Annotated in this window: 14 protein-coding genes; all 14 read right to left on the bottom strand. The window is 34.0% G+C overall.

What is annotated here, in order from left to right; translation table 11 throughout:
* Window positions 1-325: 325 nt before the first annotated feature.
* The gene (locus DFQ02_RS13645) at window positions 326-988 is read right to left on the bottom strand and encodes a response regulator transcription factor (protein WP_116525008.1); all 663 of its coding nucleotides are present in this window, start codon (window positions 986-988) and stop codon (window positions 326-328) included.
* Between the two features lie 50 nt (window positions 989-1,038).
* Window positions 1,039-1,422: a RidA family protein gene (locus DFQ02_RS13650; protein ID WP_116525009.1), complete on the bottom strand. Its 384-nt coding sequence runs from the start codon at window positions 1,420-1,422 to the stop codon at window positions 1,039-1,041.
* A gap of 6 nt (window positions 1,423-1,428) precedes the next feature.
* Complete coding sequence (locus DFQ02_RS13655; protein ID WP_116525010.1) at window positions 1,429-3,249, bottom strand: sensor histidine kinase; 1,821 nt, start codon at window positions 3,247-3,249, stop codon at window positions 1,429-1,431.
* 11 nt (window positions 3,250-3,260) lie between these two features.
* Complete coding sequence (locus DFQ02_RS13660; RefSeq protein ID WP_116525011.1) at window positions 3,261-3,848, bottom strand: DUF4202 domain-containing protein; 588 nt, start codon at window positions 3,846-3,848, stop codon at window positions 3,261-3,263.
* A 12-nt stretch (window positions 3,849-3,860) separates the two neighbouring features.
* Window positions 3,861-4,238, bottom strand: a complete 378-nt coding sequence (gene nirD, locus DFQ02_RS13665; protein WP_116525012.1) for a nitrite reductase small subunit NirD — start codon at window positions 4,236-4,238, stop codon at window positions 3,861-3,863.
* A 21-nt stretch (window positions 4,239-4,259) separates the two neighbouring features.
* Window positions 4,260-6,779, bottom strand: a complete 2,520-nt coding sequence (gene nirB / locus DFQ02_RS13670; protein ID WP_116525013.1) for a nitrite reductase large subunit NirB — start codon at window positions 6,777-6,779, stop codon at window positions 4,260-4,262.
* A 269-nt stretch (window positions 6,780-7,048) separates the two neighbouring features.
* Complete coding sequence (locus DFQ02_RS13675) at window positions 7,049-9,343, bottom strand: FdhF/YdeP family oxidoreductase (protein ID WP_116525014.1); 2,295 nt, start codon at window positions 9,341-9,343, stop codon at window positions 7,049-7,051.
* A gap of 172 nt (window positions 9,344-9,515) precedes the next feature.
* The gene (locus tag DFQ02_RS13680; protein WP_116525015.1) at window positions 9,516-11,732 is read right to left on the bottom strand and encodes a xanthine dehydrogenase family protein molybdopterin-binding subunit; all 2,217 of its coding nucleotides are present in this window, start codon (window positions 11,730-11,732) and stop codon (window positions 9,516-9,518) included.
* A 16-nt stretch (window positions 11,733-11,748) separates the two neighbouring features.
* On the bottom strand, window positions 11,749-12,210 hold the full coding sequence (locus DFQ02_RS13685) for a (2Fe-2S)-binding protein (protein ID WP_116525016.1): 462 nt from the start codon (window positions 12,208-12,210) through the stop codon (window positions 11,749-11,751).
* A gap of 114 nt (window positions 12,211-12,324) precedes the next feature.
* On the bottom strand, window positions 12,325-13,287 hold the full coding sequence (locus tag DFQ02_RS13690) for a YheT family hydrolase (protein ID WP_116525017.1): 963 nt from the start codon (window positions 13,285-13,287) through the stop codon (window positions 12,325-12,327).
* A complete protein-coding gene (gene ade, locus DFQ02_RS13695) occupies window positions 13,287-14,921 on the bottom strand; it encodes an adenine deaminase (RefSeq protein WP_116525088.1) in 1,635 nt (544 codons plus the stop codon). The genes DFQ02_RS13690 and ade overlap by 1 nt, the downstream gene beginning before the upstream one ends.
* A gap of 53 nt (window positions 14,922-14,974) precedes the next feature.
* Window positions 14,975-16,297: a tRNA lysidine(34) synthetase TilS gene (tilS, locus tag DFQ02_RS13700; RefSeq protein ID WP_245940271.1), complete on the bottom strand. Its 1,323-nt coding sequence runs from the start codon at window positions 16,295-16,297 to the stop codon at window positions 14,975-14,977.
* A 13-nt stretch (window positions 16,298-16,310) separates the two neighbouring features.
* Entirely contained in the window at window positions 16,311-16,664 is a 354-nt protein-coding gene (locus DFQ02_RS13705; RefSeq protein WP_116525018.1) for a four helix bundle protein, read from the bottom strand.
* A gap of 54 nt (window positions 16,665-16,718) precedes the next feature.
* Window positions 16,719-18,041, bottom strand: a complete 1,323-nt coding sequence (locus tag DFQ02_RS13710; RefSeq protein WP_116525019.1) for an anthranilate synthase component I family protein — start codon at window positions 18,039-18,041, stop codon at window positions 16,719-16,721.
* Window positions 18,042-18,088 lie beyond the last annotated feature (47 nt).

Below are 18,088 nucleotides of genomic sequence, written 5' to 3' on the forward strand. Positions count from 1 at the left end.
AAAGAAAACCCCAAAACTTGAAGTTTAAGGAAAACTTTTAGAACTTAACTTTCATAATCAAAAGTTCTCCACTTATACTTCTAATAGACGCTTCAGGAAATATCTATTCTTCAGCTTTTTAAAAACTAAATTGTCTTTTTTCCTTTTAGGCAAAAAAAATACTTAATCATTTCTACAAAACTAAGTATTTATACGTAATTAATTGTATTAAAATTAAGTATTAAAGAATTATTGTGAGATTAATAAATTAGGAAAGACGATTTTACAGATTTCATAAAAAACAAATAAATTTCAAATACCATTCAAAGGAAACTGTAAAAAACAACTATATCAAATGATAGTCACGAGCTTTGTCAGTCAATTCCTTTAAATTAGAAACCTCAAGTTTTTTCATAAGGTTAAAACGGTGTACCTCAGCAGTGCGCTTACTTATTTCAAGTTCTTCCGCAATATCTTTATTATTTTTCAACTCTAGAACTAAACTTAGTATTTGCTTTTCACGTTTAGTTAATTTGAAAGGTAATTGTACAGGTTCTTTCTTTGTTTCTGAAGTAGAAGAAGAACCATTAACAAAATTATTCATAATAATAGCTGAAACATCACCAGTAAAATATTTGCCTCCGGAAGCCACTTTATTAAGAGCTTTTATAAATTCGTCTTTACTGGCTCCTTTTAACAAATAACCATCAGCTCCAGCTTGAATAGATTGTACCACATACTCTTCAGAATCATGCATAGATAATACCAAAGTACGCACATCTTTATGATTAGTACTCATTTCTTTTACAACCTCAATACCGTTCATTTCGGGCATTCTAATATCAACAATTAGTACTGTTGGTTTATTTCTATTAATCACTTCTAAAGCTTCTTTACCATTGGAAGCTTCGTCTATAACTTCAATTCCTGATTGATCTTCTAGAAGTGCTTTGATACCATCTCTAACTAATTCGTGATCATCAGCAAGTACAACTTTAATTTTACTCATAAAATACTATTATCAATGCAAAAATAATAAAATTAAGTACTCCTACGTATTTACTTAGTTTTTAATGCCGTAACTTCAATTTCAATTTTCATTTTTTCATTGGCTAAACCCGCAGATATCATAGTTGCTGCTGGTTTTACATGACCTAAATATTTTTTAAAAACCGGCCAACATAATTCAAAATCTGATGGATTTGGTAAAATATACGTAACTCTAACAATATCAGACATAGAAGCTTGTGCCTTCTCTAAAGTCGATTTAATATTAATTAGACATTGTTCGGCTTGTTGAACAACATCCTCACTAATGAACATGATTTTATAATTATAACCCGTTGTACCAGAAACAAATATCCAGTTGTCTTGTATAACGGCTCTGGAATACCCTATTTGTGTTTCGAAAGTAGAACCTGAACTAATAAGTTTTTTTGTCATATTTGGTTAAACTTCTTTCAATGGAATATTAAGTGTTACTCTCGTACCTTTCCCGAGTTCAGAATTTAAAAACAATCTACCATCAATGTATTTAATGCGTTCACGCATAAAAGTCATTCCCATACCACCATCCCCAGTTTTTATTTTCGCCACATTATCTGGATCAAAACCTTTCCCATCATCGTCAATTACGATACTTAATATGTCTTTACTATTTGATAAGGACACTAAAATATGGTTAGAATCTGCATATTTGATGGCATTATTTATGGCTTCTTGTGTAATCCTATAAATGTTGATTTCTGTAAGGGAATCCAAACGCCCATTAAATCCAGTTTTGTTAATAAATAGTATTTCCTTTGCTGTAAGTTTAGATAACTCTTTGGTAAGCTTAATCAATGCTGGAACAATACCATGATCTGCTAATTCAGGCGGTGTTAAATTGAAAGTAGCTGTCCTAACCCCTTTGATAATATTAGCCGTTAATTCTTTTAAATGTTCAATCTTTGATGCCGTTCTATCTATATCCGTAATATCAATACTTTCTAAATTATACTTCAATCCTGTAAGCATTTGCCCAATACCATCATGAACATCTTTGGCTATACGATTTTGTTCTTTTTCCTGGTTCTCAATAATTTTACTTGAAACAATTTTCTGTTGACTCATTTTCTCTTCAAAGCTTTCTTTGGTCAATCGTTCTATTTCTAACTGGCCTTCTTTCCGCTTTGTAATATCTGAAGCTATAATAAGTAACTCGAAACGTTCATTGGTGGGATTGTATGGTATCATTGATAACTCTAACCAAATATTTTCTTTGTTTTTATTAGTTGCCTTTACCTCTCCCTGCCATCCTGTTTTCTTGTGTTTAGAAATTAAGTTATTTATATGCTCCTGTTCACTATCATTCGGTGAAATTACTTTAGAAAAATTAGTAGCCTTATTAAATTTGTTAACCTTAAATAGCTTTGAAAACTTTTTACCCATGTGCAGTACCATACCCTCTGGGGAAATTCTAGCAAACAAAAGTGTCTCATCCATAGCATGAGTTAAAGCTCTCAACTCTTTAATAGATTTCTCTTTAGCTTCACTTAAAACATCAGCATTATAAGCCATTTCCTTAGCCTTTTTCTCGGCCAGAATTAATTCTGCTAGACTGTTTTTTACTGTTTTAGCTGTGGGCCAGAAAATGAAAAGGAATTCAGCAAGCAGAAGCAAAAGTGTAAATGCCATTAAAAATAACTCTAACTTCCTTAACCAAGCCACTCTTTCTTCAGCCTCTAAGTCGTATTGATTAACAATACCATCCATTTTTTTTAAAAAGACAGACTCATTTTGCTTTACAATATTTATTTCATCTGTAAAACTTTCAATAGGAATATTCGATGCATCTTCTATAATTTTTATGATAGATTCAGAAGCATTTTTAATAGCCGTAAATGCAGGATTTACATCATTAAACATTTTAGAAACAACCCTACTGTTATTTCCAGGTAAGCCTAAACTATCACTTCCTTTTTGTAATGCATTATGAGATATTACCCACATTGATAAAGTGTGTTTCAAATTATCTTTGATAGCAATTTGCTTATTATAATCATTTTCAGTAGATAGCGATAATATCTCTTTAGTGAGCTTCTGACTTAACATACGCTGTCTACCTGCAATGTTAATAACGCCAGAGTCACTCTCTTGACTTTTTAAATGTTTTCTTATTAATATCTGACTAACAATGACCGAAAGAGCTATGGTACTTAGCGCAATAATATATAAACGACGTAACCGTTCAAAAGTACTCTGGTCTAATGAATTACGTTTTACAACCATTTTTGCTTAGTTTATCCCTGAATTGCTTGTTTAATTAAAGCTATATTTTTATCGGAATAATTTAATTGTAAGGCAGCTTCATGCCCTTTATCAGACATTTTTTTCCAAGTCTTTTTAAGAATATCAATTACTTTTTCATCAGCATGTTTAGCTGCGAACTCCTCAAAATAATAATCAAGAAATACCAAACAAACTGTGTCTTCTAAGGTTTGAGATTCTTCATTTTTTTTGATAAGTTTTTTGGTAATTAGTTGCGAAACCCTTTCAATGTATTGATTGTCATAACCTACTTGTCTCAAAATATCGGCTGTAATTTCGGCATGCATTTTTTTAAGGGTTTCACGCCATTTTAAATATCCAACTCTATCCATTGTATATTCATCTCTTGCTATTTGCCATCTACAAATATGTTGCGCACGGGCTGCGATTTGTAGGGCTTTAGACGCATTAGGTTCAAACTGCAAAAGTTTTCGCGTCATGCGTTGCGAATACAGTAATTCCTTGGGGTATTCCATGCCAGAAACTTGGTATGTATTTATGTCTTCTGAGTTTTTTCTATCTATTAAAGCTATGGCTGTTTCAAATCTGGTTGGCTTCATTTTATGAGTATATTAGTCTAAAAAGCCAATATACACATTTTCTCCTTCAATTTTTACTGGGTAGGTTGCAATAGCCTCTAAATCGCCATTTAAATTTTCACCACTCTCTAATGAAAAGGTTTTTTTATGTAGAGGACACGCCACTTTAGGAGTGCCTTTTTCATCACCAATCATACCACGTGACAAAACCATTTCCATCTTGTGCGGACAAACATTTTGACAGGCATACCATTTGTTTATTCTCGCAAAATTAAACACTGCTATTTGCTTATCTTTATACTTTACGCAAGCGCCACCATCAGCAGGAAAATCATGTACTGACGCTGCCTTGAACCAAACTTTTACTTCCTCTAATTTTGTTGCTCTGTATTTTTCTAAAACTTCCTCCATATGCTTTAAATTTTAGTGCTATTAATTACTCCAAGGTTCTGGCATTTTTTGTTCTCTCATCGGAACAAACACCAAGTTATCATCTTCTTCCTCACTGTTTACAAAGTGACTGAAACGTTTCATCATTTCAGGGTTGTTTACGGCTTGTGTCCACTCACATTCAAACTTATTTACCAAGGTTTGCATTTCTTTTTCTAAATCTTCTGCAATACCTAACTTATCATCAATAATCACCTCTTTCAAATAATCTAATCCTCCTTCAAGCCTTTCTTGCCACGCAGCCGTACGCTGTAAAGGCTTTGCTGTACGCATATATAGCATTAAATAACGATCCAGGTATTTTATAACAGTTTCATTATCTATTTGTTCAGCGAATAGTTCTGCATGACGAGGATTAGCACCTCCGTTACCTCCAAGATAAAGGTTCCATCCGCCTTCAACAGCTATCAACCCAAAATCTTTACCACGTGCTTCTGCGCATTCTCTAATACAACCTGATACACCTCCTTTAATTTTATGAGGAGCCCGGATTCCTCTATAACGGTTCTCTAGTTCAATACCAAAACTCACACTTTCATCCATACCGTAACGACACCAGGTTGAACCAACACATGTCTTAACAGTTCTTAAAGATTTACCGTATGCATGACCACTCTCAAAACCATGACTAATCAATTCTTTCCAAATTAGAGGTAATTGTCTTAAAGTAGCACCAAATAAATCGATACGGACTCCACCTGTAATTTTTGTATATAAATCATATTTCTTAGCTATTTCACCTAGTGCAATTAACTTATCAGGTGTTATTTCGCCCCCTGGTACACGTGGCACCACTGAATAAGTTCCGTTACGCTGTATGTTTGCTAAAAATCTATCGTTTGAATCTTGAATAGCATATTCTTTATTAGCAGTATCAGCGTGAATGGATGCCATTAATGATGCCACTACTGGTTTACACAATTCACATCCATGCCCTCCGTTACCATGATTGTCAAGCACTTCATTAAACTTGGTATACCCTTTTACTTGAATGATTTGATATAAATCCTGTCTGTTATAATCAAAATGCTCACAAATGGTATCCTTCACTTCAATACCCAAAGATTTCAGCTTCGCATTAGTTAAATCAGCTACCATAGGTTTACACCCACCACAACCAGTACCAGCTTTAGTACAATTAACAACATCTCCTAAATCTTTAGCTTCTCCGCTCTCAATTACACCACAGATTTGTCCTTTGGTTACGCTTTCACAAGAACATATTTGAGCTTCATCTGGTAAGTCCATAACATCTCCAAAAGCTGCACCACCCTCACTAGCTGGTAATATCAATTGTGCAGCATTTTCAGGGATTGCCATTCCGTTTAAATAGATTTGATGCAGCATACTATAGTCCGTAGCGTCACCAACTAAAATTCCACCTAGTAATTTCTTGCCATCTAAACTTACATTTATTCTTTTGTATAAATATTCTGTTTTATTTTCAAAAATGATGGAATGTCCTTTGGATGCAGGCATAAATGGTTCTCCAAAACTAGCCACATCTACTCCAATTAGTTTTAGTTTAGTAGACATATCAATAGACTCTGGCATTATAGCTTCTGTCTCACCTAAAATCTGTCTTACAGCAATGTCAGCCATATCATACCCTGGTGCAACCAATCCATAAATCATTTGGTTATATAGGGCAATTTCTCCTATGGCATAAATATTCTCATCCGAGGTTTTCATAGTGTTATCAACCACAATACCTCCTCTTACACCCACTTCTAAACCACAAGCTTTAGCAAGTTCATCTCTGGGTCTTATTCCTGCCGATACAATTAGCATATCAACGTCTAAAACATCATCTTCTCCAAACTCCATCCCCGTAATTTTACCATCACCTAAAATCTGATTGGTCGCCTTACTTAAGTGAATATTTAATCCTATAGACTCTAATTTAAGCTTTAAGACCTGAGAACTCCTAGAGTCTAGTTGCCTCGGCATTAATTTCGATGCAAACTCTACAATATGAGGTTCTAATCCCATATCTAAAACAGCCTTTCCAGCTTCTAAACCTAATAACCCACCTCCAAGAACAGCAGCCCTTGCATTTGGTTTTTCTTCCTTAAGTTTAGCTGCGTAGGCTAACATACCTTCAAGGTCTTCAATTGTTCTATATACAAAAACACCTTCCTTTTCAACACCTTTAATTGGTGGTACAAAAGGAGATGACCCCGTTGCCATTATTAAATAATCATATGAAAATTCTCGATCTTTAGCAGTTGTTATTTTCTTTCCAGACCTATTTATATCTGAAACACGTTCACCAGTAATTAATTCGATGCCATTTTCAGAATACCACTCTGCAGGAGCCATTTCCAAGGCCTTGGCATCTTGATTATCAAAAAACTCACTTAAATGAACCCTATCATAAGCAGGTCTTGGCTCTTCTCCAAAAACGATAATTTGAAAATTTTTAGCGGTTTCTTGTGCCACAAACTTTTCACAAAATTTGTAACCTACCATACCATTACCAACTACAATGATTTTTTTCATATCTACGTATTTTATGTGCAAAACTAAGTAATTATACTTAATTTACATTCAAACAATACATAGTAAATTGACTATAATTTAAATTATTATAGATTTCGCAAATTGATATGTGGATAATTAATTAAACAACAAAAATTGGCTGTTAGAATTATATTATAATTGATAAATTAATAGGACGTGTGCCCTAAAATAATTTATATACAAAAGATGTTTTAAGAGATTCGTTAGCTATCTCAATATCTTAAAAAAACTAAAGACCATATTCTGGACTAAGCCTTAAAAACTTTGATAATTATACTTTTTGAAGCAGGGGTTTTAGCGGTATGTGCATAACTACTTAAAGGTACGAGTACATTTGTTTCAGGAAAATAGGTAGCGCAGCATTTTTTTGGTATATCATAACCCACTACTTTGAATTTGTTAGCCCTTCGAACAACGCCATGATACTCGGAATGTAAATTTACAACTTGCAGATCTCTAATACCTCTTTCTTTCATGTCTTCACGATTCATCATGATAACACGACGCTCATTAAAAATACCTCTGTAGCGATCATTTAAGCCATAAATAGTGGTATTGAATTGATCATGACTCCTAACAGTCATCATTATTAATTCATCCTTTTTAAGTTTCCATTCTGGAAGTTTATTAATTGTAAAATGTGCCTTTCCAGATTTGGTTTTAAATTCCCTGATTCGTGCCCCATTGGGTAAATAAAAGCCAGATGGTTGCTTTAAACGTTTATTATAATCAGCAAAGCCATCTACTACTTCTTCAATATCATTTCTCACTAAACTATAATCATCTTTATATGCTAACCAATTAATTTTAGTACGCTCCTTTAAAGTGGCATTCGCAATACCACAAACCACGGAAACTTCACTTATTATGTTTTTCGAACAAGGTTCTAATATTCCTTTTGTTGAAGACACTACACCCATAGAGTTTTCTACACTTTGCAATTGGATACCTGTTTTTTGATAGTCTTTTTCTGCTCTTCCTAGGCAAGGTAGAATAAGCGCTTCTTTTCCGGTAACTAAATGAGAACGGTTGAGTTTTGTGCTCACATGCACCGTTAAATTACAATTTGCCAAAGCCTGTGCTGAATAATTAGTATCTGGAACTGCCGAAATAAAATTTCCACCTAAACCAAAAAACACTTTAGCCTTCTGTTTGTACATGGCTTCTATAGCCTCGATAACAGAATAGCCATGCTTTGCTGTAGGCTTAAAACCATATTTAGTTTCAATTTTATTTAAAAAAGCTTGAGGTGCTGCCTCCCAAATACCAACGGTTCTATCGCCTTGAACATTAGAATGCCCGCGTACCGGACAGGTACCAGCTCCTTCTTTACCAACACTCCCTTTTAGCAATAAAAGATTTACTAGCTCACGAATATTATCAACTGCATTTTCGTGTTGGGTCAGTCCCATAGCCCAACAAATAATAATTCTATTGTTTTTTAGAATCAATTCGAATACCTCATCAAATATTGCTTTAGAAACACCAGAAAGCTTCAGACATTCCTCAAAATCAAATCGTTTTAAGTCGGCAATAAAGGCGTCGTAACCAGAAGTGTGAGTTTCAATAAACTGTTTATCAAATACGTTTCCTTGTTCTGCTTCTTTCTCTAGTAACTTTAAAAGAATGGCCTTAAAAAAAGCTACATCGCCATTAATTGTTACGGGTACAAAAACATCGGCTAAATCTGTTCCTCCAGTTAACATTTTAATAGGATTTTGAGGATTAGTAAACTTCATAAAACCAACCTCCTGCAAAGGATTCACAGCAATAATTTTACCACCATTCTTTTTACATTTTTCTAAAGCCACTAACATTCTGGGGTGATTGGTTCCTGGATTCTGCCCAACGACCATAACCACATCTGCCTTATACAAATCATCTAAAGTAACCGACCCTTTTCCAATACCAAGGGTTTCTGTCAACGCCTTACCACTAGCCTCATGACACATATTTGAACAATCTGGTAAATTAGAAGTTCCAAATTCGCGCACAAATAATTGATATAAAAAGGCGGCTTCATTGGTGGTTCTACCAGAAGTGTAAAAGATAGCTTCATCAGGCGAGTTTAAAGCATTTAAATGTGTACTTACTTTCTTAAAGGCCTCTTCCCAAGAAATAGATTGATAATGTGTTGCGCCCTCTGGTAAATACAAAGGCTCTGCTAAGCGACCCGATTTACCAATTTCAAAATCAGATAATTGTGCTAATTGATCAACAGAATGTTTTTTAAAAAAATTAGCGCCAATAGTCTTTTTTTGCGCTTCCTCAGCCATAGCTTTAATACCATTTTCACAGTATTCTCCCAAAATTGAACGATCATCATCGGGGTCTGGCCACGCACAACCAGGACAATCAAAGCCCCCTTTTTGATTTATTTTTGAGGAAATTTTGAGTGCATCTAAAGGCTTCATATACTTCAAAACCATATTTGAGGCCGATTTTAAAGCACTAAACCCCACACTATTTTTAGGAGGTTCTGTGATTTTTAAACCAGTAAACTGCTCTGGCGTTGCTGCCTTTTGTTGTGGTGTCTTGCTCATACTATCATTAGCTGTGTCTTACCAAAAATGGTAAATTATTTATTATAAAACCCCAACTGACATCAATTTTCATTTTATTAACACCTACTATTTTAGTAAACTTAGGTAAAATGTACATAAAAAAAGCGAGCATAACTACTCGCTTAAATATATAAATTTTATGTTATCTAAATTACCCTACAACTTCTTTACTTTGTAAATTATTCATAAAGGGTAATTTATATAAACGTTGCCCTGTTGCCTTATAAATAGCATTGGCAACAGCGCCCCCAACAGGTGGTAATGTTGGCTCTCCTAAGCCTGTTGGCGCAATATCACTTTTAGCAAAATGAACATCTACTTCTGGTGTTTGACCCATTCTTATTAATTGATAGCTACTAAAATTATTGGCCGAGGGTACACCGTCTTTGAAGCTAAAATCTGCATACATGGCATGCCCTATACCATCCAAAACACCACCTTTAGCTTGATTTAGTGCACCTAGAGGATTCACCACAATACCACAATCTATAGCGCAAGTAACCTTTTTAATAACTGGCATGCCGTTATCTAAAATCACATCTGCTACTTCAGCAACATGTGTGTTATGACAATAATATACTGATAAGCCTTGGTAAACACCTTCTGTAGTCTTTCCGTAATTAGATTTTTCAACTACCATTTGTAAAACACCTTGTAATCTTTCTGGACTATAATCTATTTTTGGATTAGGATTCTTTTTTACGTTATCTAACAAGTCCATGTGTAATTGTACTCGGTCTACCTCCATTTCTTCAGCTAATTCATCAAAAAAACTTTGCTCTGCAATGGCTAAGAAATTAGTATATGGGGCTCTCCACGCACCTGTTGTTATATTACTTCTTAAAGGAACACTATCTACTTGATAATTTGCAATGGCACCCGCTGGAAAAAAGTTAGGTACCAAACCATACATATTTCCATTAACACAAGCTTCTTTAAGATGATATCCTGTAAGTTTTCCGTCCTTTATTGATGCCGCAATTTTGTATTTACAGGCTGGACGATATACTCCAGTAGTCATATCGTCTTCTCTAGTAGATACCATTTTTACTGGCATTTTAATTTTATCGGCAATTTCGACTGCTTCCATAACATAATCGTTATATAAACGCCTTCCAAAACCTCCACCCATTCTAGTAAGATCAACATGAATATCCTCTAAGGGTCTACCCAACAAACTTGCCACAGCATTAGCAGCGGATTCTGGAGTTTGAGTAGGACCTACTAGATGTACTTTTTCTGGAGTAACATTAGCGAAAAAATTCATAGGTTCCATGGGATTATGAGGTAAGAATGTTGATTCATATATACGTTCAACAACCTTATCAGCCTCAGCAAAAGCTTTTTCAACATCGCCATCCTTACGTCTGGTTCTAAACTTTTTGCCATTTAAGAGACCTAATAATTTTTCATCGTGTTCTTTTGTACTTTCTAAATCAGAATCAGTTTTCCAAGTGGTTTTGACAGCCTTTGCTCCTTTAATAGCATCCCAAGTTGTTTTACCTACTACAACAACCTTATCTGTTGTACTTAACTTAACACTCCAGTTTGGTTTGGCTTCACTCAACATGTTTCTTGCTTTTTCGCCAATTGTAATCACATCGATTACTCCGGGCATTCCTTTGGCTTTTGTGGCATCAAAAGATTCTAAAACTTGACCAAATGCTGGCGGACGTATAACTGAAGCATACACCATGCCTTCTTCTTTATAATCTAATCCAAATAATGGTTTTCCTGTAATAATTTTATCAATATCAACATTGGCTGTTTTTGTACCGATAATAGTGAAATCTTGAGGGTCTTTTAAACTTACATTTTCTGGAACTTCTAACTGAGCTGCCTCTAAAACCACTTCGCCATAGCCTAAAGTGTCTCCATTAGCATTTGTAATGAAACCTTGTTTTGCCTTACATGTTGAGGCATCTACCCCCCATCTTGCTGCTGCTGCATTGACTAACATTTGTTTTGCAGTAGCTCCTGTTTGACGTAAAGGTTCCCAATTCCTTCTTAAAGACTGACTACCTCCTGCCGTTTGGTTTCTATAATTTTCAGTATCTAATGGCGCTTGAACCACATATACATCGTCCCAAGGCACATCCAACTCCTCTGCTATGAGCATTGGCATTGAGGTTTTTACTCCTTGACCAATCTCCGGATTCGTTGCAAAAATTGTTACTTTACCTTCCTCTGAAATTTTTATAAAAGCGTTGAAATCGTTGTAATTTAATTGACTTAAATCAATAGGCATTTTAACATTTTCCTTACAAGCATTAAATAAGTTAAAACCTATTAAAATACCGCCACTAGCCAAAGCAGAGGTTTTTAAAAATGATCGTCTACTAAATAGTATTTTATTTGAAGTTTTCATGATTAGTATAGGTTGGTTAACTCATTTTTTTTGCTGCCACTTTTACGGCTTCCTCAATGCTCCTGTATGATGCGCATCTGCAAATATTTCCGTTCATTGCATTTCTTATCGCTTCACTAGAAGGGTTTGTGTTTTTTTCTAGAAAGGCCGCGGCTGTCATAATTTGCCCGCTTTGACAATAACCACATTGTGGTACATCAATAGCTTTCCAAGCCTCTTGAACGGGATGATCTCCATGTTCTGAAAGTCCTTCAATGGTAGTTATATTCATGCCTTCGGCTTGAGACACCTGAAGCAAACAACTTCTATTAGCTATACCATCGGTGTGAACAGTACAAGCACCGCATTGCCCAATACCGCAGCTATATTTAGTACCTAAAAGATTTAGTTGATCTCTTAACACCCAAAGCAAAGGGGTATCCATATCGGCCTCTACCGTATAGCTTTTATTGTTGATTTTTAAGTTGAAAGTTGGCATAATTTAGAATTTGGATAAAAGTTACTAAAATTGTAACTAAACCTAGTACTAAACTTATGATTTTAACAGTGGCTTAACTAAACAAAAATTAATCCAGAGGGTGCTTGTGTTACCCTAATCATTAGAATTTATAAATTCTAATGCACGACGCTCATTATAGTAAATATTCTTTTTGTCAATAAAAGCCACATGCCCGCCATGAGTAGGCATTTCTAAAAAGATATTAGATTGCTCTTTAGCCTCTTTAACGGGATAACATTCTGGCGATAAAAAAGAATCGTTTAACGCGTTAATTATAAGGGTTGGGATTTTTATGTTGGGGATAAACTGTAAGCCACTACATTTTTGATAATAGTCTGAGGCATCTTTGAAACCGTGTACTTTGGAGGTGTAAACATTATCAAAATCTCTTAACGTTTTAATAGTATTCAAAACCTCTTTAGGAATCGTCTCAGGGTACTTTTCTAATTTAGTTTTTAATCGTCCTTTTAAATGATTTAAAAACCTTACAGCATAAGGTAAATTTTTAATCTTGTGAAGTTCTATGCATGAGCCATTTAAATCACATGGTACAGAAATACAAACAGCAGCTTTAATTTCAGTTGGTAAACTATTTCCCTCTCCTAAAAATTTGAGAATCATATTTGCACCAAGACTTATACCTTTTAAATAAATACTTGCGTAACTTTTTGTTGAAATTATATTCTGAACGACCTCATACAAATCTTCTGTTGCTCCAGAATGGTAACTTCTTAGTTTTAGGTTATCTTCTCCGCTGCAACCTCTAAAATTCACGGAGACAGTATCAATATTATTGTTGTTAAAATGTTTAGCTGCACCTAACATATAGGGACGCTTACTATCACCTTCTAAACCGTGTAAAAGAATTACGAGTTTGTCTGTTTTTTGCATTGAATAACTCCAATCTAAATCCAAAAAATCACCATCAGACAATATAATGCGTTCACGATCCTGCACTACATTATTAACCCTTCTAAACAGCCCAGAATAAACTGTGGCTATAAAACCATTTTTAAATAAAATTGGAGCTTTGTAATTAGATTGTAATACAGGCATTAATTAACTTCTAAAGAGGTAAATTTAAAATCAGTTCCATTAAACAAGCCTTTATCACTCAATTTTAACGATGGAATAACTAATAATGCCATAAAAGAAAGGGTCATGTAAGGAGCGTTTAGCTTACTACCCAGTTCTTTAGTCATTACATCTAATTTTTGATAAGTCTCAGCCACTTCTTCTGCACTTCTATCACTCATAATTCCAGCTACAGGTAGCGGTAAAATTTTTTCTTCGGAATTACTCACAGCGCAAATTCCACCTTTATTTTCAATTATAAGATTAACGGCTTTACAAATAGCTTCATCGGAAACACCAACCGCAATAATATTATGTGAGTCATGACCAACAGATGATGCTATAGCACCTTCTTTTAATCCAAAATTTTTAATAAATGCTATGGCAGGCTTATCTTCATTATCATTAGAATGATAACGATTCACTACAGTCATTTTTAAAATATCTTCATCAATATTTGAAACTATATTTCCATTATCTATGTTGGAGTTTGCAATAATTTCATTAGTAACTAATTGACCTTCTAAGGCTTCAATGACCCTAATTTGTTTTGTCTCTGATTCTATTCTAAAATCGGAAACCTGTTTTGTTTTACATTTAAAATTATTGATTGGTTTTACAAGTTCGGTTTGAATAAATGTCAACCCTTTATCGTAGACCAATTTACCATTTATAAATGTTTGAATTGTTTTGAAATTAACCAAATCTTCAACAACTATAAAATCAGCAAAGTCTCCTTCTTTAAGTAATCCAACATCCAAATTATAATGTTCAACAGGATTTATGCAAGCTACTTGCAGTATCTTGAAAATATCGATTCCTTTCGAAACCGCCCTTGCACACAGATTATTTATATGACTTAGCATTAAATCATCTGGATGCTTATCATCACTGCAGAACATCAAACGCTCATAATACTTTGGCAACAAACTAATTAAGGCCTCAAAATTTTTAGCAGCACTACCCTCTCTTATTAGTACTTTCATACCTTTTTGAAGTTTTTCTAAGGCCTCATCATAAGTAAAACATTCATGGTCTGTAGATATACCTGCTGAAATGTATTTTGTTAAATTATCACCAACCAAACCTGGTGCATGACCATCAATAGGTTTATTGAAATGTTTAGCCCAATGCAATTTTTTTAAAACCTCATCATCATCAAAAATTACCCCCGGGTAATTCATCATTTCTGTTAAATATTTGATATTTGGATTTTGAAGAAGTTCTTTAACATCGTTGGAGTTGATGGTAGCACCTGCCGATTCAAAAGTTGTAGCAGGCACACAAGAGGGAGCCCCAAAATTAAATTTTAAAGGCACCTGTTTTCCGCTTTCAATCATGAAGTGTACACCCTCTAATCCACAGACATTGGCAATCTCATGGGGATCTGATACGGTGGCAACTGTACCATGTTTTACTGCTATTTTTGCAAACTCACTAGGCACCAACATGGAACTTTCAATATGAATATGAGCATCTATAAAGCCAGGTAAAATATAGGTTTCAACATCATGATACTTTTCTTTAATAGAAACAATTCTATCATGTTTAACGGTTATTTCTCCTTTAAAGATGCGTTTGTTTTGTATGTCTACTATATTTCCTTGAAGTTTCAAAAGGCTCATGCTTTACATGTAAAATAATTCAAATCTGCTTTATTATATGTACCCTATTTTAATTCGATTTTGAGAATTTCTTTTGTCTCTTTTGTTACCCTATACCGATTATCGGCTCTTCGGTTTATAATCCAAACAATATTATTATCTGAACACAATAACAAAGTACTTTCTTTATCTAAAAGTGACAGTTTTTCGTCCTTGAAATATTTACTTACTTTTTTTCTTCCCTTCATTCCAAATGGGTAAAATAGATCACCCACCTTCCACTGCCTTATTAACAATGGAAATTTCAATAGAGCTCTATCTACATAAATAGATGTTGCACTATTATCAGAAATTTCATCAATTGAAGAAAAACATATAAGCCCAAAAGGCGTTTCAATTTCTTCACTAATATCATTTACAAGAATTTCAACGAGTTCACTGGGAATAATTTCACTTAATAAAAGATTATTTCGATGTTTAATTAACCTGTGTGTATTAGATAATATATACTTACCAGATTGTGCATCTAACAGATTTAAAGCATCATTCCATTCTGTAAACCCATAATCTTTGAATGTTTCGAACAAATAGGCCCTTGGGTTGTTTTGCTTTTTAAATTCAGATATCTTGAAGACCATTTTATTTTCTTCCATACTAACTACAGCCTCTTGAAAAAACTGCTCTAAATGATCCTCTACAATATCAGTGGCATCACTAAGATTATTAATAGTACTTTGATAACTTTGAAGTAAACTTGGGTTTATTTCTTTCAAAATAGGAATCACCTCATGCCGTAATTTATTCCGCAAATATTTGGTTGATGCGTTACTACTATCTACCCGCCACACTAATTCATTGGCTTTGGCATAATCTACTATTTGCTCTCTTGAAAACGGTAATAAAGGACGGACAAATTTATTATTAATAGGTGGTATTCCTGTTAAACCATCCAATCCTGTTCCTCTGGAAAAATTAATTAAAAACGTTTCCAAATTATCATCAGCATGGTGCGCTGTTAAAATGTAATCGAATTTTAGTTGTTGCGCCAGTTCATCAAACCAAAAATAACGCAATTCACGTGCCGCCATTTGTACAGATATTTTATACTGATTGGCATATCCTTGGGTATCAAAACTTTCTGTAAACGCCTCAATATCTAAGCTATCAGCCAATTGAATTACGAAATCTTCATCACCATCACTCTCCTTTCCGCGTAAGTTAAAATTACAGTGAGCTAAGGCCATATTTAAACTTAATTCATGACACAAATGCACAAGTACCACACTGTCAATACCTCCAGAAATAGCAATTAACAGCCTGCTTTCTTTTAAAAAAGCAAGATTATTACTTATGTGATTTTTGAAAATATTAAACAAGTCTTTAGTCATTAGGCACTAGGGATTAGTTAGCTAACTTTTTTATCAAAACATTTAACATTTTTTCTATTTCAACTGATAAATTAACCACATCAATTAAATCATCCTTATCAATAAATTCAAGATTTACAGCAATTTGAAGTTGAGTTTGCATTTCAAATAAAGACCCCCTGGAAATTTGTAGAAATCTTGCATAATCGTTTGTGTATTTTCTACCATAACCTTCGGCAATGTTGGAAGGAATTGAAATTGAACTCCTTTTCAATTGAGAAATCAAACTATATTTTTCATCCTCTGGAAATTGCTTTACAAGCTTATAAACAAGAGTAACTAAATCTATCGATTTTTGCCAGACTATTAAATCTCTGTAACTCTTCATACTACAAACTTACAACTTTTGCTTATGCCTTTTGCCTTTTTTCTTCTGACCATATTAGTTTTCCAACACCTCTCGCATCGCTTTAGCTTTTACCAAACACTCTTCGTATTCCTTTAAAGGATTACTTTTAGAGGTTATAGCACTTCCCACTGAGTAGGACACGAATTTTTTTGAAGCATTGTAAAGTATACTCCTGATAACCACATTAAAATCGAAATCGCTGGTAGGTGTAAAATATCCAATAGCTCCAGAGTACAAACCGCGCTTTGTTTCTTCTAATTTTTCAATGATTTGCATGGCTGAAATTTTAGGAGCACCCGTCATACTTCCCATTGGGAATGTACTCTTTATAATATCTACAGCATGTGTTACAGGGTCTACCACTGAAACTACCGTTGATATCATTTGGTGAACCTGCTCAAATGTGTAAACTTTACAAAGTTCTTCTACTTTTACACTGCCCTTTAATGCCATTCTTGATAAATCATTACGAACCAAATCTACAATCATGATATTTTCACTACGTTCTTTTAAGTCGTTTTCTAAATTGATTTTTAATGTTTGGTCCTCCGCGGCATTATCGGACCGTTTCGCGGTTCCTTTTATAGGTTGTGATACAATGGTCTTACCCTGCTTTTGCAAATAGCGCTCAGGAGACGCACTTAAAACATATTTATCATGAAACTTAATGTACGAGGCAAATGGTGGTTTAGATATTTCATTGAGTTTGAAATATGTTTCCAACGGATTAATTTGAGTGTTTTCAGCATAAAACTCCTGACAAAAATTAGCTTCGTAAATGTCTCCTCGGTGAATATGATTCAACATGGTGTTCACTTTTTCGAAATATTCATCTTTATGAATGCGAAGCTTAATTTTTATCTCTTCTGGGATTCTTCGCCTTTCGACTGTACTTGAGATAATATACTTAGGGTGACATTCATCTTCTTTTTCAATATCCCTTAAGTCTTCTTCAAACTCATCAGCAATAAAATTTAAATATTGAACTTCAACAGAATCATTCTTGATTAAAAAAAGTTTTTTAGGTTGAAAAAAATATAAATCTGGAAAACCTAAGCCATCAAAATTATTCGAAGATAACTTTTCAACATCATTTTTCAAATCGTAGGTCAAATAACCAAAAATCCAATCTTTAGTAGCGGATTGATACTCCTTCAATTTATTAAAAGCATCCTCATAATTCGATTGAATACTTGTAAATCCATCAACTGCAAGAATAGCATCGTAATTAGAATAATTATGATGGTAGTTATTAGAATCTAGCCAAACAACATCGTTAAATTGTTGTGCCCAATGCAATAATTGTTTCTTAAAACTAATAACGTTTTTTGGCTGGTATGTTGCTATGGTTCTCAAAAGGATTGCAAATTACCGAAATTTAATGTTGAAATAAAACAAGATCT

Origin of the sequence: Seonamhaeicola aphaedonensis (assembly GCF_003386195.1) — a bacterium.
In the GTDB taxonomy this organism is placed as follows: domain Bacteria; phylum Bacteroidota; class Bacteroidia; order Flavobacteriales; family Flavobacteriaceae; genus Seonamhaeicola; species Seonamhaeicola aphaedonensis.